A 20571-nucleotide genomic window follows, 5' to 3' on the forward strand; every position below is an offset into this window, starting at 1 on the left:
GGAGGGTATAAAATTGGAAGAAAATAAATTCATTTCATCGAAGATTGGAAAGAGCTTCTCCAGATTCTTTAGAGGTTCAAATGCTTGGCTTACCTTCATAGGTATGGTTATTTTGATTTTTTATATTTTCTTGGCTATTTTTTCCCCTCAAATAGCTCCTTACGACCCCACAGAAAGGGTTGGAAGATCTTTAACCCCTCCGAGTAATGAATTCTGGTTTGGAACAGACAACCTTGGTAGGGACGTATTTAGTAGGGTTGTTTATGGGGCCAGAATTGCCTTAACAATAGCTTTTGTTTCCGTAGCAATAGCTTCAGCAATTGGTATACCGTTAGGTTTATTATCAGGATTTGTGGGAGGAATATTCGATAGAATAATGACCATAGTTATGGATGCTATATATTCCTTTCCAGGTTTAATTCTCGCCATAGCGATAGCTGCATTTTTAGGGCCGGGTATTATGAATATCGCTATTTCCATAGCCGTTGTTTACATACCCACATACTTTAGGGTCATTAGAAATCAAGTATCTTCAGTAAAAAATGAACTTTATGTCGATGGAGCCAGAGCTATAGGTGCTTCGAACTTATCTATTTTGGGGAGGTATATACTTCCAAATGTACTTCCATCCGTTGTAGTTGTGCTTTCGATGAACCTAGCAGACGCCATAATGACAGAAGCTGGATTGAGCTTTTTAGGATTGGGAATAGCTCCTCCAACTCCCGATTGGGGTTTTGATTTGAGCAATGGTCAAAGATTTATTTTGAGTGGTGCTTGGTGGGCCTTGACATTTCCAGGTGTTGCTATAATGACTGTTACACTCGGATTTTCTATGTTCAGTGAAGGTCTAAACGAGATGCTGAATCCAACAATTAGGGAAAGAAGGTAGTAAGCGTGCTTGAAGTAAAAAATCTTAAAGTCTATTATAAAAGTGAAGATGGAATTATAAAAGCGGTTGACGATGTTAGTTTTAATGTAAAAGATGGGGAAACACTTGGACTAGTGGGAGAATCAGGCTGCGGGAAATCCACCTTGGGACAAGCTATAATGAAAATATTGCCTTTAAATGCACAATTGTATGGAGAAATTAAATTAAATGGTCAAAATATAACTACAATGAACGAAAAACAAATGAGAGAAATTCGTGGTAGAGATATAACCATGATCTTTCAAGATCCGATGACTTCCTTGAACCCAATTATGAAAGTCAAAGACCTTTTTGTTGAAATTGTGAAAGCTCATTTTCCTGATATATCCGAGCAAAAAGCAATAGAAATGGGAGGAAGTGTCTTAAAAGATGTGGGAATAGATCCTAGCAGGATGAACCAGTATACATTTCAATTCAGTGGTGGTATGAGGCAAAGGGTGATGATCGCCTTAGGGCTCGTTTTAAAACCGTCTTTTGTTATTTCTGATGAGCCAACGACTTCTTTGGATGTCATAGTTCAAGCTCAAATAATAGAGTTGATGAATAAATTAAGGGACGAATACCAAATGTCCATGTTGCTTATAACACATGACTTAGGTGTAGTTGCTCAACTTGCAGATAGGATTGGAGTCATGTATGCAGGTCATTTGGTGGAAATATCTTCAAAGGAAAATATTTATTACAATCCCAAACACCCATATACAAAAGCCCTTTTAGATTCAATCCCAAATACGGATATCAAAGATAAAGATTTAAAATATATTCCTGGAAGTCCTCCAGATTTGGGTAAACCTCCGAAAGGATGTCGATTCGCACCACGGTGTGAATACGCAATGGACATCTGTCACAAACAAGAACCTAAAAGTTTTTTAATTGAAGGATCTGAAGTTAAATGCTGGCTGTATGAAAAATCTCAAGATTTAAAAAATGTAAATGTAGGTGGTACTAATGACTGAAAATACAATCTTAAAAGTTGAAGGATTAAAAAAATATTTTCCTTTAAAAAGAACGGTTGGTGAAGTTTTGACTAGAACCTCTCCTAAATATGTAAGGGCGGTAGATGAAGTTAATTTTGAAGTAAAAAAAGGTGAAACTCTTGGTTTGGTTGGGGAATCAGGAAGCGGGAAAACCACAACAGGTAGGTTAATTACAAGATTAGAAGATCCCACTGAAGGAAAAATTTTATTCAAAGAACAAGACATCAGTACCCTAACAAAAAAGGAATTAAAACACATAAGAAAAGAGATTCAAATAATCTTTCAAGATCCACTTGCAGCCTTGAATCCTCATATGAGGATTGGTGAAGCTGTGATGCATCCTCTACAAATACACAATATGGGAAAGAACCGTTATGAAAGGCAGAAGCTTGTTATGGAAATGTTGGAAAGGGTACAGTTATCCCCTGCGAATGAGTATTATTATAGATATCCTCGTGATTTATCAGGTGGCCAAAGACAAAGGGTTGTAATAGCAAGGGCTTTGATCTTAAAACCTATCTTTATTGTAGCTGATGAAGCAGTTGCGATGCTAGATGTCTCAGTTAGGTCCCAATTGTTGCAACTGATGATCAACCTAAAGAAAGATTTTGATTTGACTTATCTTTTTATCACACACGATTTAGCTACAACCAAATATATTTGTGACAGGATTGCAGTAATGTACTTGGGTAAAATTGTAGAAGTTGGAAATTTTGAGCAAATATATACAAAACCCAAACATCCATACACTCAGGCTCTAATATCAGCGGTTCCTGAGCCTGATCCAAAGAGTCAGAAAAAAAGAATAATACCTCAAGGAGAAGTTCCCAATGCCGTTAACATTCCTACAGGTTGTAGGTTTCATCCTAGATGCTCATATGCAAAAGAAATTTGTAAAATTCAAGAACCCATTTTGAAAAATGTTGAAAATCAACAAGTTGCGTGTCATCTATATGATTCGGAATACGAAAAGAGTATTGTATAGACTTTATTTCCTTTTAAAGAAAAGGTTTATAGCTAATTTTAACTTTTTTGAACCTATAATATACGCTGATAAAAAATAAACGAGGGCACTAAGAGCAATCAGAAAAACAACTAGCACTCGAGTATCAAAAAATCCTTTACAAGACACAATAAATATAGACATTATAGCGCTTGCAATGAAAATTTTAAATATTTCTACCCAATCTTCACCAGTCAAACCTTTAATAATATTGAAACCCGTCATAAACATGCCAACAATACCGGAAATAGCAGTTGCAAATGCGATACCCACAACACCAAATTTAAAAGCCAACAAAACATCGAGAAATGCGTTCACTAAAAGCATTACAACTGCCACTAAAGAAGGATACCTTGTATTTAATTTAGAGTGATAAGTTCTAATAAAGATGGTATGTAAAGAATAAAATGGAAGCCCCAGAGAATAATATAACAAGGTTTTTGCTGTTATCAACGTATCTTCAAAGGTAAAGCTACCGTGTTGATATATCAAAGCGACGATCTCTTTGTTCAAAAATATTAAACCAAACATAGATGGAATTGCCAAGAATAAAGTCAGTTCTATACTGTCTCTCAAATTCTTATTGTATTCTTTTTCATCTTTTATACTTGAAGAATACGATAATTTAGGTAAAAGGGCGTTTGCAACACTGATGGCAAATATGCTTAAAGGAAGCTGATAAATTCTTAGGGCGTATTGAATAGTTGAAACACCACCCGTACCGGTCCATGTTGCGATATTGGTATCAACCAAGGTATTCAAGGAAGCCACAGCTACTCCTAATAATGCGGGACCAAACAAGTTCATTATACTTTTCAGATCTTTGAAATTAAAATCAAGTGTCATCCGGAAAAGAATCTTTCTTAAGATATAAAAAACTAACACAAACTGTAAAACTCCTCCCACTGTGAATCCTATAGTTGGTCCTAATATTCTTGGGGAAAAGTAAGAAGATAAAAAGATAAACACAATACTGCAAATGTTAGATAAAGCCGGAGCGAAAGCAGGTCCAAAATAAATATCGTTACTATTTAAAACACCTGTAGCTACTGCCCACAAGGAGATAAAAATTATAAATGGATATGTAATTTTCAACAAATAAGAGGTTAATTCCATCGTTGATTCAGATAAACCGGTTCCCAAGACTAAAACTATTTGGTCCGAAAAGATATATACAGGTATATATAATAAAACAGTCGTTATTAATACAAACCATATTGTGGTACTGAGAAACACCTGAGAATCTTTTCCTTGTTTTCTTGTAAATAAAGGAATAAAAGCTGAGGAGAGAGCTCCATCAGCGAAGATTTTCCGAAGAAAGAAAGGGAGGATAATGGCTACTAAATATGCATCATACTCTGCACTAATTCCAAAATAATGAGCAAAGGTAGCATCCCGTAAAAGACCTAAAAATCTACTTATAAGAGTTGCCAAAGAGAAAAGAAATGTATGCCTCAACAATTTCGACATCTAATTGCCCCCGATATTCTTTATTTTGTTCTATACAGTCTATCTCCTGCATCTCCCAAGCCAGGAACGATATACGCTTTTGAATTGAGTTTACTATCCAAAGCAGCGGTGTAAATAATCACATCTGGGTTTTCACTTATAACTACGTTAACTCCCTCGGGAGCTGCTATCAAGGACATAATAGTAATATTCTGCCCTCCCTGTTTTTTCACTTGCTTTATAGCGTGGTTCATAGAATGTCCTGTGGCAAGCATAGGATCGAGAATAAAGATTTGATGGTCTTCTGTCAAAGGTGGAAACTTCACATAATACTCTATTGCATTGAGAGTTTCTGGGTCTCTATACACTCCTAAAAAACCCACACTAGCATTTGGAACTAATGAAAGTACACCATCCAACATACCTAAACCCGCTCGTAATATAGGAACTATAGTAACTTTTTTGTCTTCAACAATCTCGCCCTTCGTCAGTGCAATTGGTGTTTCAACTTCAATCTCCATAGTTGGAAGATTTCTGGCTGCTTCATAAGTAAGAAGAAGAGTTATTTCATTTAAAAGTTCCCTGAATTCTTTAGGTCCTGTTTCTTTATTTCTCATTATAGAAAGTTTGTGTTTTATCAAAGGATGATCAACGACCTGAAGATTATCCATGTAGAAAATCGCACCTCCCGAGTTATTGTTAGAAATATCTATCTAAAGCTGGATTAAACGTGATTGTAAATATCATAAAAATCAACTCCTTCACGGTACATCATGACCTAATGCAGCTTCATAGATTTTAAACCATTGCTCCCTTATCATTTCTATGTTCAGAGCTTCAACGGCATTCTTGAGTCTTTCTAATCTACCGCTTCCTGAAATAGGGATTACTCCCACAGGATGGTTTAAGAGCCAAGCGTATACAACAGTATCAATCGAATCGATACCGAGTTCTTTGCCGACTTCTTTCAACGTTGTCAATATTCTTACCGACTTGTCGTTTGAGGCATCGAATAATTTCCCACCGGCCAAAGGTGACCATGCCATAGGATTGATATTTTTTCCTTTTAGAAAATAAATATTATCGTTTTCAAAATGTTCTAAGTTAAAAGGGGAGATTTCTATTTGATTGGTCACCAAAGGAAGATTCAATTTGGATTGTAAAGCTTCAAACTGATTGATGGTGAAGTTAGATACTCCGAAGAAACGAACTTTACCAGATTTGTGTAACTCTATGAAGGCTTCTGCAATTTCTTCTAGGTTCATGAAAGGATCTGGGCGGTGTATCAAGAGTAAATCGATATAGTCGGTATGAAGATTGCGAAGGGAATTATCTACAGATTTCAGTATATGGTCTTTGCTGGTATCGTAATAATGGATTCTTTTTGTTTCTTTGTTGGGAAGAACTATACCACACTTGGTTACAATCTGGATCTTATTTCTAAGAGAAGGATTTAATTTTAAGGCTTCTCCAAATAAGCTTTCACAAGTATAATTTCCATAAATATCAGCATGATCAAAAGTAGTTACTCCTAAGTCTATCGCTTTCAAAATAAATTCTTCTGTTTCTTTTGTGGAAAGATTCCAGTCTCTAAGTCTCATCATTCCTTGTACTATTTTTGATAAGTACAAACCACTATCAGAAACGTTTATTTGCATTATTTTCACCTCACAATTTAAAAGAATTTTCACACTTTTTGTTCGATTTATTATAACATATTTTGTTCTTAGCTGTTTTTTGAAATAAAAAAAATCAATAAACTTTTAATTTTTTGATATAATCATATGTATTACCTGAATCCGTGATATAAAAGATCAGAACAATCTCCAAACATTAATAACACAATGTTTCTAGAGCATTTAATCTTTCCCCCAATAGGTGATATAATAAAAATATAATAATATACAAAGGGTGAAAGATATACAAAGATTTATACTTGTTCAATCTAATGAAGAAATAATACCTATAGGAGGATTATCTCTTGTAGGTGCACTCTTGGATAAAACTGGTTTAAACGAAAGACTCAATAAAGTTCCTCTAAAGGATCTATCTAGTATGAGAATTAGTAATAGTGATATCATAAGAAGTTAGTTGGGTCTTTTATGCCAAGGTAAAAATGATTTTCAATATATAGAAGAATTTCGTGAAGACCCTTTTTTCGAAGTCTCACTGGGTTTAGATAAAGTACCATCATGTTCTCGGATAAGGTAGAGAATGAATTTAGCATCAGAGATATTTAAGCCCATTATTAAAGAAGAATCTGAAGGTCTTCTAAGAGCGATGGATATTAAATTAACTGCTTACGCAGATAACTATATTCCACTGGATATAGATGTATCCCCCTTGATAATACGGGTACCAAAAAAGAAGGAGTAAGTTATACCTACGTCTTATCGGGCAAAGCAGCCTAAAAGACCGGAATGCACCTATTCAGAAGAAAGTGCAGAGAAGGAGACTAAAATCCGTAATACGTGATATGATTTTAATGGCTGCAAAATTAGTAAAGCACGGTGGAAGATATTTTGTAAAGTTTGGTAAACGATGCAAATGGTTCCCGGTAATAAGAAATGTATGTGATTCTATTGTTCTTAAATGCTAGAAATATTGTTGATAAGGTCATAAAATAATAAATGAAAACATCAACAGTGTTCCTAGAACAGAGTGCGTAGGCGTAGTATGCCCTTTTTTAGGCTAATATTCCTCAGATAATTAGAAGTTCTGATATTATGATGTTTTTTGTTGTTTTCTATACAATTTAGAACAAAAGTCTTGCATATTTTATTCATGTTTTTGAAGATATTTTTGACTGAATTATAATTATCACGGATTCAGGTATAAACCAGGCTACGTGGTAAAATCTTTTGCTCTTCCTTATAGGCAAACTGCGAGTCAAAAGGGTAAAGACTCCTTTTCCTTAGATGGATGGGGAGTGTGGCAAAGGGAGCGCTATTAAAACGTTTTAGAGTTTCTAAAAACAGTATTATATTTAAAAAGGTGGTTTTTACTCTGATAAACGATATAAAAACAATCGAAAAATTACAACAAATAGAACTCTTCGTTTTAGATATAGACGGCACTTTTTATGTCAGTCAAAAGTTAGTTAACGGTGCATTAAAATTCTCAAGTCTTTTGAAAAAGCAAAATAAAAAACTTGTTTTCTTAACCAACAATTCAAACAAATCAAAGAAAGAGTACCTACAAGAGTTTGACGCTTTAAACTATCCTATAAAAGAAAACGAAATCTACACCGCAGGCATAACTGCTGCAGAGTACATAAAAGATAAGTTTGGCGCAAAAAGGATTTTTTTGGTGGCTACTCCCTCAATGATACAAGAATATGAAAGATTAGGCCATTCAATTGTTACAGATTCCCCTGAGATGGTGGTAGTTACCTTTGATAAAAGCTTAACCTATGATAAGTTGGCAAAAGCTTCCATATTTGTATCTAAAGGGGCGTTCTTTTTTGTTACCAATCCAGATTTGAACTGTCCAACAGAAGAAGGCCCTATACCTGATTCAGCTGCTATTGCAAGTGTAGTATCTAGAGCATGCAATAAAGAACCTGACGTTATCTTCGGGAAACCAGATCCGAAGATCTTAGAAATGATAATGAAAGATTATCAAGTAACGCCTGAAAAAACTTGTATAGTTGGAGACAGATTGTATACCGATATATTAATTGGAATAAACGCTGGTGCATTATCCACATTAGTATTAACCGGGGAAGCAAAATTGGAAGACTTAAAAGATTCTGCAATAAAACCGGATCTTGTAGTTGGCGATTTAGGCCAACTTGCAGATCTCATCATGGGTGGAGAGCGTGGCTAAAGGCATAATCTTTTGTTCTTCCGTAGATGGTTTGGGGGACGTGGCTAAAGGCCTAGCCTTTTATTTTTTCCTTAGATGGGTGCGGATGGTTTTGCTGGGTTGTGCAAAAAGATTTTTTAAAATAAACTTCGATTTTGAACTTGGGGTTCTTAAGGGGTTTGCCCCTTAACGCACGGGCGAAGGGGCGCTATCATGTGACTTTCTAAAGATGTTATTATTCAAATAACAGGAGGGAAAATTATATTAAAATCTACATTCCAGAAACTTATGAAATAATGCCTCAAAAAAAAATATACCTACTCAGAGCTGGCTTCAATGGGTCTAAATTCCAAATCAACGAAAAATTAAAAGAAGAAATAAATAAAATATATAAGCTTGGTTTAGAATTAGCACAACCAAAAGCCGTATGTGAAACGTATAAAGTAGACTCACTTCCTAAAGAACTGATTCCTAAATCTTTCGAGGGTGTTAACTCTATCACTTTTTTTGTATCCACCTTAGGATACGAAATAGACCATTATATATCAAACGCAAATACTCTCTTTTCCATGCTGATGGATGCTTGGGCTTCCGAAGCTATAGAGGCTTTCAACGAATCTATCGATAAAAGGCTGAGAAAAGATTTCGGTAAAGGTACCAGGAGATTTTCCCCTGGATATTCTGATATAGATGTTAGAAAAAATTGGGATATAGTCAATAATTTACTCAAAACAGAGATAGTAGTTGTCAACAAAGATACTGGTATTATAACTCCAAGAAAAAGTACGGTATGTATGATAGGGTGGTACGATGAATAGAAAAGATTTCGAACAATTATTAAGTAAAAAGATACTTATTTTAGACGGGGGATATGGAACTGAATTTATAAAAAGAGGATATAAAGATATTCCTGCTGAGCTTTTAAACATCAGATATCCTGAGGTAGTATATGATTTACAAAGTGAATACGTAAAATCGGGAGCGGACATCCTTTTAACCAATACCTTCAGTGGAAATCGAAAAAAACTCAAGGAGTTAAATTATGAAGAAGCGTTCGTCAAAGTTAACGTCAAAGCTGTTGAAATTGCCAAGCAAGCATCGAAGGGCAAGGCTTTGGTCTTTGGAGATCTATCCTCTCTAGGAGAGTATCCAAAGCCTATGGGAATGCTTGAAATGGACGAAGCTATAGACGAGTATTATCAGCAGGCAAAAGTGTTGTTTGAAAATGGTGTAGACGGTTTTATCGTTGAAACCATGACTGATATAAAAGAATTAAAAGCAGCTGTGTATGGAATAAGAAAAGTCACAGAGGATTTACCTTTAATAGCTCATATGACGTTTGAAGAAAACGGCCGTTCCGTTACAGGAACTTCTGTGGAAATCTTCGCTAATGTTTTCAATGATTTGGATGTCGATGTTTTAGGAATTAACTGTACTTTAGGTCCAGAGGATCTTTTAAAGGTTTTTGAACGTCTATCGCTCTCAACAAACAAGTTTTTATCAGTCGAACCAAACGCTGGTAAACCCATTTTCGATGGAAAAGATTTGGAATACAAAATGACGCCTGAAATATTCGGAATGTTCGTGGAAGACTATTTAGATTTAGGAGTAAATGTAATCGGAGGCTGTTGTGGTACCTCTCCAGAACATATAAAAGTTATTAGAAATATGGTAAAAAGAAGACCTAAAAAAATAATAAAAGAAATACCTATTATGTACTCTTCAAGAACAATATTAAACAAATTACATCCGTTTAGTGGTATCGGAGAAAGAATAAATCCTGCCGGGAACAAAAAATTTCAAAATGAAATCGAAGAATTCAACTTCGAAAATGTAATAAAAAGAGCTAACAGTCAAAAAAAAGCCAAAGCACATGCAATAGACGTTAACTTGGGTATCGAAAAGATTTTGAATGAAGAGCATTTCAAGCAAGTTATCATAGAGCTAGACAAGCACTCTTCTCTTCCGATTTCTTTTGACATTCAAAATATAGGATTTTTAGAAACAGCTTTAAAAGAGTACCCAGGAAGACCGATAATCAATTCTTCCAAATTAAGTAAAAAAGATCTGAACAGAAAACTCGAGTTGATTAAAAAATATGGAGGATTACTAATAGTATTAGCGCTTGAGAAAGAGATTTTAGAATCTGCTGAAGAAAGGTTACAACTAGTGTTAAGAAAATGGTCGTACATTGAAAGTAAAGGAATAACTAAAGATAGAATTATAGTTGATCCATTAGTGTTGTCCCTTGCTGCCAATAATGATCCAAATATCACCATTCAAACGGTAAAATTGCTTTCACAAAATGGGTTCAATACCACTATTGGTCTTTCGAATCTTAGTTTTGGTTTACCAAACAGAAATTATATAAATGCAGCCTTTCTTTCAAGGGCAAAAAGTAAAGGCTTGACTTCAGCCATCTTAAATCCTGAAGATGAGTTCCTTATGAATACGTTGAATGGTAACCTGTTGTTGGATAAAAATATTGTAATACCAAGTCAGGTTGAAAAACAAGACACATTAACCGAGAAGATCCTACAAGGTGAAATAGCTGAAATAAAACGAATCATTGAAAATCAGTTAAAAGAGAAAAATCCATTGGAAGTTAGTCAAAATGTGCTTGGTAAGGCAATGGAAAATATAGGAGAACTCTACGCACAAGGGAGTATATATCTTCCTGAGTTGTTGTTAGCTGCTGAAACTGTCAAACCCATTTTTGATTACCTAAACAATTTGATTCCTGAATCTCAAAACGATAAAAAAGCTAAAGTCGTACTAGCCACGGTAGAAGGGGATATACACGATATTGGTAAAAATATAGTAGCAGCGGTACTAAGAAGCGCTAACTTCAAAATTATAGATCTTGGCAAGGATGTGGAAACTTCTGTAATAATCAACGCTGTCCAAAAAGAAAAGCCGAATATTTTGGGGTTATCGGCTATGATGACAACTACCGTGGGAAAGATAGAAGAGGTCGTAAATGAATTAAAAAAATTAAGTATTAAGGTGAAAGTTATTGCCGGGGGCGCTTCTATGAACAAAAAACTTGCTGAAACCTTTGGATGTGATGCCTACGCTAAAGATGCAAGCGAAGGGCTCAAGATATGTAAAAGTTGGGTCAATTTGAATTCATAATCGTTATCTTCCGAGGGTGTGGGTCGGAGCGAAGTCCTACTCCCTTATGGGTGGGCAGCGGGGCGAAGGGGTGCTAAAACAAGTTTTAGAGTTGCTAATAACAAAATTTTACTGGGAGGGAAAAATTTATGACAAAAGAGGAACTATTGGAACAGATAGAAGGTCAAGGTATAAAGTTTATTAGACTTCAGATTACAGATATAAATGGTGCCCTAAAAAACGTTGAAATTCCATCTACAGAGTTAGAATCTTCCTTGACTAATGGGACTATGTTTGATGGTTCATCGATTGAAGGACTAGTGAGAATCAACGAATCCGATATGTTGCTTAAGCCTGATATAGACACATTTACAGTTTTACCTTGGACCGTTGAAAGAGAAAAAGTTGGTAGATTCATTTGCGACATTCACACTTCTGATGGAAAACATTTCCCGGGGGACCCGAGGTATGTGTTAAAGAAAGTCATGAATGAGATGAAAGAGTACGGTTATATTCCCTACGCTGGTCCTGAACCAGAATTTTTTATTCTTCCGAGGGATGAGAAAACGAGGCAACCAGTGTTAACTCCTCTTGATAAAGGAGGTTATTTCGATTTACTTCCTATAGATTTAGGGGAAAGGGTCAGAAAAAATATGGTAGAAACTCTACAAAATATGGGGATTCGAGTAGAGGCCGCTCACCATGAAGTAGCAAATTCCCAACACGAGATTGATTTTAGGTACGACAACGCCCTAAGAACCGCCGACAATATTCAAACTTTTAAATTGGTTGTAAGGACGATAGCTCTATTGAATGGATTGTGGGCAACGTTTATGCCAAAGCCATTTTTTGGCATGAATGGTTCAGGGATGCATACCCATTTGAGTATCTTTAAAGACGGGAAGAATATCTTTTACGATCCATACGGTACTTATCAGTTGAGTGATGAGCTTAGATGGTTTGTTGGAGGAATTTTTAAGCATATTGATACAATAACCGTTTTAGCAAACCCAACTATAAACTCATATAAAAGGTTAGTTCCCGGATACGAAGCTCCTGTTAACATCGCATGGTCCGTATCAAACAGAAGTGCTTTAGTGAGGATACCGATGCCGCGGGGGGAAGGCACAAGGTTAGAATTGAGATCTCCTGATCCAACAGCAAATCCTTATTTACTATTAGCAAGTGTTTTTTCATCTGGTTTAGAAGGTATAAAAAACAAGATTGAACCTCCTCAACCCGTTGATGGAAATATTTACGAAATGGACTACAAAGAAAAGAATGAAAAAAATATTAGATATTTACCTGGTTCGCTCCAAGAATCTTTGGAAGCATTGAAAAATGATAAACTTATAAAAGAAGTTTTGGGAGAACATATATTTGAAAAATTTATAGAATTAAAAGAAAAGGAAATTGAAGAGTTTAAGATTGCGGTAACAGATTGGGAGATTAATAAGTACATAAACCAATTTTGATAAAAACTCTATAAATACAATAAGGGAAGAACTAGTCAGCTCTTCCCGTTTTTGTATTTTTAAAGAGGCTCATTCGAATTATCCATCATTAGAATTTTTGAATATTTTTTAAATTATTTATCAGATCTTGAGTAATATAAGGGTTGCAGTAAAGAGCGTCCGACCGAAAAATATTTACATTTTTTCCATCGATATCTACAATTTCACCGCCGGCCTCTTTTAATATTAGATGGCCTGCTGCTACATCCCAGGGATGTGATCTTATAGATATGAAGGCATCCAAAAAACCCGACGCCACATAAGCGATTTGCAAGGCGGCGGTACCAAACAGTCTAATCCTCATAACTTTTTCTTCCAACGCTTTAAAATATTTATATGTTTTTCCTCTCTCATTTCCAAGGGAAATCATAGCATCTTCAAAATTTTTAGCCCAGTGAGGTCTCAATCTTTTATCATTTAAATAGGCTCCGTTATTTTTTGTGGCTGAGTAAAAAAGGTTCATGAAAGGTGAATAGATAATCCCTATTGTTGGTTCTTGATGTTCAACATAGGCAACCGAGATACAATGTTCTGGTAATCCCCTTGAAAAATTAACCGTACCGTCTATAGGGTCTATAACCCAATATTCGTTTTTATCAGGAGTTTTAGTTAACCCTGATTCTTCTGCTAAAAATGATGAATTTGGAAAACTTTTATTTATCTCTTGTATTAGGTATTCCTGTATTTGATAATCCACATCGGTTACAAGATCGGTTCGAGATTTTTTTGAATTAACATGAAAATTCTCGGTACTCCGCATTTTTAATTTTTCACCGGCATCAGAGACTATCCTTTTTATTTCGATGAAATCATTTTTTGTCAACTAACTTTCCTCCTAAAAAGGTTTTGACTATCTTTAGAAACTTTATATATAGCGCCCCTTTGCCCCGCTCCCCACCCATTTAAGGAAAGGACCTGCGGTCCCTAACCCAGCAAGGGAAAAGGTTTTCCACCTTCTCACCACAATTTGTTCCTCGGGGCATTTTAACTTATTTTCCAAAAATATTTATGAGGTTGTAAATTGATATTTTCTACTAATTTGCTTTCAGCGGTCAAGTTGTTATAGATAACAATACTTTTATTTCCTTTTTTTCTTGTAACTTTAAATACACCATCTATATTTTCATACGTAGGTTTTTCTAAAAACAGGTCTTCATTGGCTTGTTTCAAATCAAGCATCTTTTTTATTCCGTGAAAAATCTTATAACTATCGCTGTTTTGATTGTTCAGAGCATCTTTTCTTTTCTTTTCGTCAAAAGGTCCCCTGTTGAAAAATCTTGAATCTTTGTAGCCTATTTTTTCAGTCATTTTTTTATAAAATTCTTCGTTATTTTCCATTCCTATTTCATCACCATAATAATTAATAGGTGTTCCATCCAAAGAAAACAAAATTGAATAAGCTAAAAGCACCTTTTTATAATCCTTACCCATTTGGTTGTACAATCTTCCTGCGATTCCTTCTCCTTCTCTAAAGTTCCATCTTTCATCGAGTAAGTAATATTTCAACATCTTCGACCTTTCTTCTGGATCGACGAATTCTAAGGTTAATTCGTCGTGACATCTTAGAAAAACGAACCATTGACAATCTTCAGGAATAGGAGGAGTAATTCTTTCAGAAAGGGTATCTATTATATAGTTTGGATTACCCTCAGCTATAGCCAAAAAAATTTTTGGCATAACCGGAAAATGGTATGCAACCTGGCATTCGTCAGAATTACCAAAGTATGCAACAACGTCTTTAGGAGGTTGATTAGCTTCTGCGATCAATGCTGTTCCTTCTTTTAGGTAATCTAAAGCTGTCCTGAATATTTTTAAAATCCAGTGAGTTTGAATTAAATTTTCGCAGTTAGTACCTTCCTCTTTCCATAAAAACGGTGCTGCATCCATCCGAAAACCATCGACACCATGTTCTTTCCAGAAGGTGAAAACTTTGATCATCTCTATCAGCACGTCAGGATTTCTGTAGTTTAAATCCGGCTGTATTTCGTAAAATCTATGAAAATAATAGTCACTTGTTTCAGGGTTGTAAGTCCAGTTGCTGTTTACCATTCCTTTAAAAAGCAGTCGGGCTTGAGAGTATTTTTTATCGGTGTCATTCCATATATAATAATCTCTATACTTAGAATCTTTTGATCTTTTTGCCTCTTGAAACCATGGATGTTCATCAGAAGTATGGTTTATTGCTACATCAAAAAGGATCTTTATACCTTTTTCGTGGGCAAGATTGATGAATTCAAAAAAGCTTTCATTGCCACCTAATTCGTCTCGAACATTGTAAAAATCAGAAATATCGAATCCTTGGTCTTTCATTGGGGACTGTAAAATAGGAAGAAGCCATAATATAGTTACACCTAAATTACTCAAATAATCTAATTTTTCTTTCATTTGGTCAAAATTACCAGCAAATAAGTCAACGTAAGTAGAATAGACCAAACCTTTTTTATACCAAAATTTATCTCTTGGCGCATACGTAAAAGAATCTTTTTTTGATTTTAAAAAGCCTAAGAGCGTTACCAATTTATTGTTATCAGGATACAATTTGTTCCAAAGCTCTGTTATTATCTTTATTTTATCGTTCATTATTCTTACCTCCAAGATAATTATCTATTATTTTGGTATTTGTATATTGCTATAATCACCTATCACTAATTTTAGTGAATATGGTTTCCTTTCTGTTGAATAAATCTTTGAATTTTCTCCTATAATAGACGATTCTATCCTTATATATACATTTGAAATATTTGCATAACTTAAGATTATACTGTTTTCAATCTCTGAAGAGTTTATATAAGCACTGTCACCGATGCTTGTGTATGGACCTATGTAGGCATTACTTATTGTAACATCTTCCCCAATTATCACAGGCCCTCTGATGATAGAGTTCATTATCTTCGTATTTTTCCCAATATGTACCATTCCTTGAACTGAGGAATCTGATCTTATTTCTCCTTCTATTTTCTGTTCTTTTAAAGTACTAAGAATCGTTCTATTCGCCTCAATCAAATCTTCAGGTTTCCCTGTATCTTTCCACCAACCCTCAACTATGTGAGCTCCAACGTTTTTTGAATTATCTATTAACCATTGGATAGCATCGGTGATTTCAAGTTCCCCTCTCCACGAAGGTTGAATATTTTGAATTGCCTCAAAAACCTTCGGAGTGAATATGTAAACCCCAATTATTGCGAGATTTGATGGAGCATCTTTTGGTTTCTCTACAACTTTTGTTACTTTTGAATCTTCCATCACTGCTATTCCAAATTGTGAAGGGTTATCAACGGAAGTCAAAAGTATAAAAGATTCATAATTTCCTTGTTTAAACTGGTCTATAAAATTTTTAAGATCAAAATTTACCAGGTTATCCCCCAGGTACATTATAAAGTCATCATTATCAAGGAAGTCTTTTGAAACCTTTACAGCATGCGCCAAACCTTTTGGATGCTCTTGTATAATATACGATAATTTTATACCTAATTGACTACCGTCACCTAAGACTTTTTTAAAGTCTTCTATATTTTCTGAATTTACTACCAAACCAATCTCTGTAACCCCAGCGTCCCTTATTTTTTCTAAGCTATACATAATGGTTGGTTTGTTAGCTATCGGTATCAATGGTTTAGCGTTTGTGAAGGTTAGTGGTCGAAGTCTTGTTCCTTTCCCTGCACAGAGTATTAATGCTTTCATAGCTTTTTGCCTCCTTGTTTGATTGTTGTAGTTGTTAGTGTCCCTTCGCTAATCTTTGAAATATTTGAATCTGGAATGTAATCTTTTATTATCTCAATAGCACTGTTGTAATCATTATTTTTTATCATAATATTTATTCGGTCTATCAATTCATTTAATTTCTCTTTATTTATTTCATGATTGTTAGATTTTGAAATAAAGATTCGTTTGTTTCTAGTTTTCTCATAATCTTCATCTTCCAAGAATATTTCTTCGTATAGTTTTTCACCAGGCCTGACCCCTGTGTAAACTATTTTGATATCTTGATCTGGTATGTACCCGGAAAGCCTGATCAAGTCCCTTGCTAAGCGATCAATATTGACAGGCTCTCCCATTTCTAAAACAAATATTTCAGCTTTTTGAGCGAACTGTCCACATTGTAATACTAAAGAGACAGCCTCCGGAATAGTCATGAAATATCTTTTCATATTTGGATGTGTGACCGTAACGGGACCACCCTTTTGTATCTGTTCTTTGAAAATTGGAATCACACTACCTCTACTTCCTAAAACGTTTCCGAACCTGACAATTCCATACTTTGTTTGATAAAAGTTGGACAATGTCTTTACTATAATTTCCCCAAGTCTCTTTGAAGCACCCATTATGGATGTTGGTTTGATGGCTTTATCCGTGGAGATAAATACAAATCTTTCTGCGTTATATTCTCCAGAGAGTTTTGCTACGGTGTAAGTTCCAATCGTGTTGATCCTAAAGGCCTCTGTTGGGTTTTTTTGCATGAGGGGAACATGTTTATGAGCAGCGGCATGAAAAACAACATCAAATCTATATTTTGAAAATAAATACCTCATTCTATTTTCATCAGACACATCCGCGATAAGTTCTTCTATAAACGCATCTGAGAACTTGTCTTTCAATTCATTTGATATTTCAAAAATACTGTTTTCACCTTTTCCTAGTAAGAAAAGAGCTTTGGGTCCCATTGGCATAACTTGTCTGCATATTTCAGAACCTATGCTCCCTCCTGCACCAGTAACCAGTATCTTTTTGCCTTTTATGTAATCTTTGATCTCTTTTAAATCAACACTAACTTCCTTTCTACCAAGTAAATCGGAAATATCAACTTCTCGTAGAAAGCCAAGTGATAACTTGTTATCTAAAATTTCCAAGATTCCTGGCAAAGTTTTCAGCCTAACCTTTGATGTATCAACATAATCTATGATTTTTTTTATCTGATCAGATGAAGCACTGGGAATAGCTATTATAACCTCTTCAACGTTGTATTTATCTACAAAATCCATAACTTGATTTATTTTCCCCAGTACAGGATAGCCTCGAATGTTTCTTCCTATCTTTTCTGGATCATCATCCAAAAAGCCTACTACCGATCCCTCTTCTGGATGCCTCTCGTACTCTCCCAACAATTCAGTTCCTGCATCCCCAGCTCCAATTATAAGGATATTTTTAATTCCACTTATCTGTTTTTTATAATTTCGAGAGTGTCTTGAAAACCAATATATCCTACTAGCTGAAACAAAGACCACTCCAACTACAGATGCGGTTGCTGCCACACTGAAAGGAAGAGTGAAAATGTCGCTTATATATCTTCTTACAAACTCAAAAACAAAAAAGTTGATAAGAAAACCTATGAAACCACTATTAAATACAGGCCTTAATTCGTTAAGAGTGGCAAATCTCCAAATGTATCTATATATTCCAGAGTAATAAAAAACAATTACCATAATCAAGGGAAAGAAAAAAATGGGGGAGATGTACTTTCTCATCTCCACAAAGTCAAACTGAAACCTTATGAACATCGCAACAATGTATGCAAGGAAAAACAAAATATAGTCTATTATCATCAATCTAAAAGATCTTTTAGTCAAAAGTTTCATTTTTCATCTCCGTTAAGCTATCTGTTATTATTCGATATACATAATTCTGTTCTTCAAGACTGATATTGGAGAAAAATGGGATCGCAAAAGTTAAAGATGAGATGAGCTCTGTGACTGGGTAATCTCCTTCTTCATAACCAAACATTTTTCTATAAAAAGGTTGTAAGTGAACAGGGTAAAAGTAATTTTTAGATTCAACACCCTTTTCACTCAATTTTTTTAAGAAGGTTCGTAAGACTTTTCTTATCTTATTTACTAATTCTTTCCATTCTTTTCTATTTTGTTCCCCTTCAATTTTCATAGGTAGCTCAAAATTTCTAACCCATTTAGGTATATGAATTAACTCTGATACCCAATCTAAGTTCAGTCTCAAAACGAATACAAACCAACTTTGGGAAGTAACTTCTTTAGGAATGAAAGGTAAAACTACTCTTTCTTCACTTTTAAACAAATCAAAATAATTCATAGCTTTCTCTTTTCTTTTAGAACTTATTTCTTCTATCCGTTTCATTTGAGCAAAACCAAGTGCGGCAGACATCTCATCCATGCGGTAATTGTATCCGAGTCTCTCGCTTACTAGCCATTCACCGCTTTTGCCTCTACCTTGGTTAGACATGGACTTACATAACTCAAATATTTCTTCATCATCAGTAACTATAACTCCTCCTTCACCGGTGGTTATCTGTTTATTTGGATAAAAGGCATATGTACCAGCTTTTCCAAAAGTTCCTAATTTACGCCCTTTATATTCTCCTCCTAATGCTTCACAAGAATCTTCAATTATTTTTATTTTATCTGGAAGAATCTTAAGTATCTCATCCCACTCTAAGGGAACTCCAAAAATATCTACACCCATAAAAGTTGTAACGTCGTCTTTGTAATCTTTGTCTATGAATTCTGTTAAATTTTTGATAGATAAGTTGTAAGTATGAGGATCAATATCAACAAAGACCGGTATTCCTTTCTCAAACAAAGCTGCGTTAGCCGAAGAAATAAAAGTGAAAGGTGTTACGATCATTTTTTGATTTTGTTGAAAATCCAAAGCCTTTAAAATCAAATGTAAGGCTGATGTCCCACTATTCACAGCAAGAGCATATTTTGTATCAGCGTACTCTTTTATTATTTCTTGGAATTTTTCTAAGTAAGGTCCCAGAGCAAGTCTTTCAGAATTTAAAACATCCATAATGGTTCTTTTCTCGAAGTCAGTTATATCTGCACCTGATAATGGGACAAACATTGTTGGTTATGTCACCTCCAAACGTTAAGGGGGTTCCCCCCTTAAGATCCCCAAATTCAAAATCATACTTTATTATAAAAGAGCTTTTTTTGCACACACCAGCAAAAATTACAAAAATTGTTGAAGTTTTTTGTATTCTTCTTCTTCTATATAACCATCTTCTAATAACTTTTCTAATATCTCCTCAGCTTTCTTTTTATCTGATATAGATGTAACATGAGAAAAAATAGTACTATATCTTTCATCTTTCCCAATATTTTTAATTTGATGGGTTATTTTTTCATAAAGGTCCTCTTGTGCTGGTTTTTCAGCTGTGTCGTTTGTTGATGATTCGTTTTGTGTTTCTTGGTCATCTTTTTTGATAAGTTCAAGATACCTTCCGGTAGCAGTTCCATCCTCAAAGTAATGTATGGTTGTTTCTCTTAGTAAGAAAAACAAAAGAAACCACTGGTATATATCGAGAGTAACAATTCTTAATAACATTGCCACGTTTCCGTCTCTCAATTTGATGAAACGATTTTTAACTATTTTGTTGCTAATTTCAGATTCTTGAAGTTGCCATTGGTCTTTGTCAATCCTATTTATCATAATGGCATATGAGATCCAGCTTAATAGAAAGCTTCCCAAAAATAAATAAATCTGCCAACTTGGTAGTGTGAAAGTTTGCATCTCCTCAAAAGTTAAACTTCCTACTTGTTGTACCAAATATAGATAAAAAACATTTAATACCAAAAAAGAAACCATGTACAAAACAAACCAAATTGTGGGACTACTTTCTTTTAAATCAGGAAAACTCAAATTATTAGTTTCGTAGACCTTCTTCATTCGTTCAATGTGAAGATTTCTATTTCTGATTAAAACGTGGTAAATAAAAAACAATAAAGCCAGTCCGATGAATTGTAAAACGGGAATGTAAGATAATACAAAGGTTATAAAAATAATAAAAGGTCTGAGTAAAATCATTCAATT

17 protein-coding genes are annotated in these 20571 nt (G+C 34.7%); 8 read left to right on the top strand and 9 right to left on the bottom strand.

Going from position 1 to position 20571, the window contains the following annotated elements:
- The first annotated feature begins 31 nt into the window (after positions 1–31).
- The 3 genes from AD60_RS08990 to AD60_RS09000 are packed head-to-tail and all read left to right on the top strand — an operon-like array spanning position 32 to position 2890.
- Positions 32–889, top strand: a complete 858-nt coding sequence (locus AD60_RS08990) for an ABC transporter permease (protein ID WP_103877443.1) — start codon at positions 32–34, stop codon at positions 887–889.
- A gap of 5 nt (positions 890–894) precedes the next feature.
- A complete protein-coding gene (locus AD60_RS08995) occupies positions 895–1884 on the top strand; it encodes an ABC transporter ATP-binding protein (RefSeq protein WP_103877425.1) in 990 nt (329 codons plus the stop codon).
- Positions 1877–2890, top strand: coding sequence for an ABC transporter ATP-binding protein (locus AD60_RS09000; protein ID WP_103877426.1), 1014 nt, complete (start codon positions 1877–1879; stop codon positions 2888–2890). The genes AD60_RS08995 and AD60_RS09000 overlap by 8 nt, the downstream gene beginning before the upstream one ends.
- A gap of 3 nt (positions 2891–2893) precedes the next feature.
- Here AD60_RS09000 and murJ read toward each other — a convergent pair whose 3' ends face one another.
- The 3 genes from murJ to AD60_RS09015 form a co-directional block, all read right to left on the bottom strand.
- Positions 2894–4378, bottom strand: a complete 1485-nt coding sequence (gene murJ / locus AD60_RS09005; protein WP_103877427.1) for a murein biosynthesis integral membrane protein MurJ — start codon at positions 4376–4378, stop codon at positions 2894–2896.
- Between the two features lie 20 nt (positions 4379–4398).
- A complete protein-coding gene (gene upp, locus AD60_RS09010) occupies positions 4399–5028 on the bottom strand; it encodes a uracil phosphoribosyltransferase (RefSeq protein ID WP_103877428.1) in 630 nt (209 codons plus the stop codon).
- 90 nt (positions 5029–5118) lie between these two features.
- A complete protein-coding gene (locus AD60_RS09015; RefSeq protein ID WP_103877429.1) occupies positions 5119–6015 on the bottom strand; it encodes an aldo/keto reductase family oxidoreductase in 897 nt (298 codons plus the stop codon).
- A 556-nt stretch (positions 6016–6571) separates the two neighbouring features.
- Here AD60_RS09015 and AD60_RS10220 point away from each other — a divergent pair.
- The 5 genes from AD60_RS10220 (at position 6572) to glnA (ending at position 12753) form a co-directional block, all read left to right on the top strand.
- On the top strand, positions 6572–6733 hold the full coding sequence (locus AD60_RS10220) for a hypothetical protein (protein ID WP_158248419.1): 162 nt from the start codon (positions 6572–6574) through the stop codon (positions 6731–6733).
- A gap of 555 nt (positions 6734–7288) precedes the next feature.
- The gene (locus AD60_RS09025) at positions 7289–8185 is read left to right on the top strand and encodes an HAD-IIA family hydrolase (RefSeq protein WP_233186876.1); all 897 of its coding nucleotides are present in this window, start codon (positions 7289–7291) and stop codon (positions 8183–8185) included.
- A gap of 275 nt (positions 8186–8460) precedes the next feature.
- Positions 8461–8982 carry a methionine synthase gene (locus AD60_RS09030; RefSeq protein WP_103927582.1) on the top strand — a complete coding sequence of 174 codons (522 nt, stop codon included), beginning with the start codon at positions 8461–8463 and terminating at the stop codon, positions 8980–8982.
- On the top strand, positions 8975–11299 hold the full coding sequence (locus AD60_RS09035) for a homocysteine S-methyltransferase family protein (RefSeq protein WP_103927583.1): 2325 nt from the start codon (positions 8975–8977) through the stop codon (positions 11297–11299). Before AD60_RS09030 ends, AD60_RS09035 begins: the two co-directional genes overlap by 8 nt.
- 128 nt (positions 11300–11427) lie before the next feature.
- Positions 11428–12753 carry a type I glutamate--ammonia ligase gene (glnA, locus tag AD60_RS09040; protein WP_103927584.1) on the top strand — a complete coding sequence of 442 codons (1326 nt, stop codon included), beginning with the start codon at positions 11428–11430 and terminating at the stop codon, positions 12751–12753.
- A gap of 88 nt (positions 12754–12841) precedes the next feature.
- Here the strand turns inward: glnA and AD60_RS09045 are convergent, their stop codons facing one another.
- The 6 genes from AD60_RS09045 to AD60_RS09070 all read right to left on the bottom strand — a co-directional run bounded on the left by AD60_RS09045 (position 12842) and on the right by AD60_RS09070 (position 20565).
- Entirely contained in the window at positions 12842–13615 is a 774-nt protein-coding gene (locus tag AD60_RS09045; protein WP_103927585.1) for an inositol monophosphatase, read from the bottom strand.
- A gap of 161 nt (positions 13616–13776) precedes the next feature.
- Positions 13777–15372, bottom strand: coding sequence for an alpha-amylase family glycosyl hydrolase (locus AD60_RS09050; RefSeq protein WP_103927586.1), 1596 nt, complete (start codon positions 15370–15372; stop codon positions 13777–13779).
- Positions 15373–15399: 27 nt separating this feature from the next.
- Positions 15400–16473 (bottom strand): glucose-1-phosphate thymidylyltransferase, encoded by a 1074-nt coding sequence (locus AD60_RS09055; protein WP_103927587.1) that lies wholly within the window; start codon positions 16471–16473, stop codon positions 15400–15402.
- Entirely contained in the window at positions 16470–18365 is a 1896-nt protein-coding gene (locus AD60_RS09060; protein WP_103927588.1) for a nucleoside-diphosphate sugar epimerase/dehydratase, read from the bottom strand. The genes AD60_RS09055 and AD60_RS09060 overlap by 4 nt, the downstream gene beginning before the upstream one ends.
- On the bottom strand, positions 18349–19602 hold the full coding sequence (locus AD60_RS09065) for a DegT/DnrJ/EryC1/StrS aminotransferase family protein (protein WP_103927589.1): 1254 nt from the start codon (positions 19600–19602) through the stop codon (positions 18349–18351). Before AD60_RS09065 ends, AD60_RS09060 begins: the two co-directional genes overlap by 17 nt.
- A gap of 108 nt (positions 19603–19710) precedes the next feature.
- A complete protein-coding gene (locus tag AD60_RS09070) occupies positions 19711–20565 on the bottom strand; it encodes a hypothetical protein (protein ID WP_103927590.1) in 855 nt (284 codons plus the stop codon).
- Positions 20566–20571: the final 6 nt, after the last annotated feature.

The organism is Petrotoga sp. SL27, assembly GCF_002924605.1.
Classification (GTDB): Bacteria; Thermotogota; Thermotogae; order Petrotogales; family Petrotogaceae; genus Petrotoga; species Petrotoga sibirica.

Bases quoted from the DNA above. Each gene is read 5' to 3' on its own strand.
- AD60_RS10220 (WP_158248419.1), top strand. From the start codon at position 6,572: ATGAATTTAGCATCAGAGATATTTAAGCCCATTATTAAAGAAGAATCT.
- AD60_RS09035 (WP_103927583.1), top strand. From the start codon at position 8,975: ATGAATAGAAAAGATTTCGAACAATTATTAAGTAAAAAGATACTTATT.
- AD60_RS09055 (WP_103927587.1), bottom strand. From the start codon at position 16,473: ATGAAAGCATTAATACTCTGTGCAGGGAAAGGAACAAGACTTCGACCA.
- glnA (WP_103927584.1), top strand. From the start codon at position 11,428: ATGACAAAAGAGGAACTATTGGAACAGATAGAAGGTCAAGGTATAAAG.
- AD60_RS09060 (WP_103927588.1), bottom strand. From the start codon at position 18,365: ATGAAACTTTTGACTAAAAGATCTTTTAGATTGATGATAATAGACTAT.
- AD60_RS09015 (WP_103877429.1), bottom strand. From the start codon at position 6,015: ATGCAAATAAACGTTTCTGATAGTGGTTTGTACTTATCAAAAATAGTA.
- murJ (WP_103877427.1), bottom strand. From the start codon at position 4,378: ATGTCGAAATTGTTGAGGCATACATTTCTTTTCTCTTTGGCAACTCTT.
- upp (WP_103877428.1), bottom strand. From the start codon at position 5,028: ATGGATAATCTTCAGGTCGTTGATCATCCTTTGATAAAACACAAACTT.
- AD60_RS09050 (WP_103927586.1), bottom strand. From the start codon at position 15,372: ATGAACGATAAAATAAAGATAATAACAGAGCTTTGGAACAAATTGTAT.
- AD60_RS09030 (WP_103927582.1), top strand. From the start codon at position 8,461: ATGCCTCAAAAAAAAATATACCTACTCAGAGCTGGCTTCAATGGGTCT.
- AD60_RS09000 (WP_103877426.1), top strand. From the start codon at position 1,877: ATGACTGAAAATACAATCTTAAAAGTTGAAGGATTAAAAAAATATTTT.
- AD60_RS09065 (WP_103927589.1), bottom strand. From the start codon at position 19,602: ATGTTTGTCCCATTATCAGGTGCAGATATAACTGACTTCGAGAAAAGA.
- AD60_RS09070 (WP_103927590.1), bottom strand. From the start codon at position 20,565: ATGATTTTACTCAGACCTTTTATTATTTTTATAACCTTTGTATTATCT.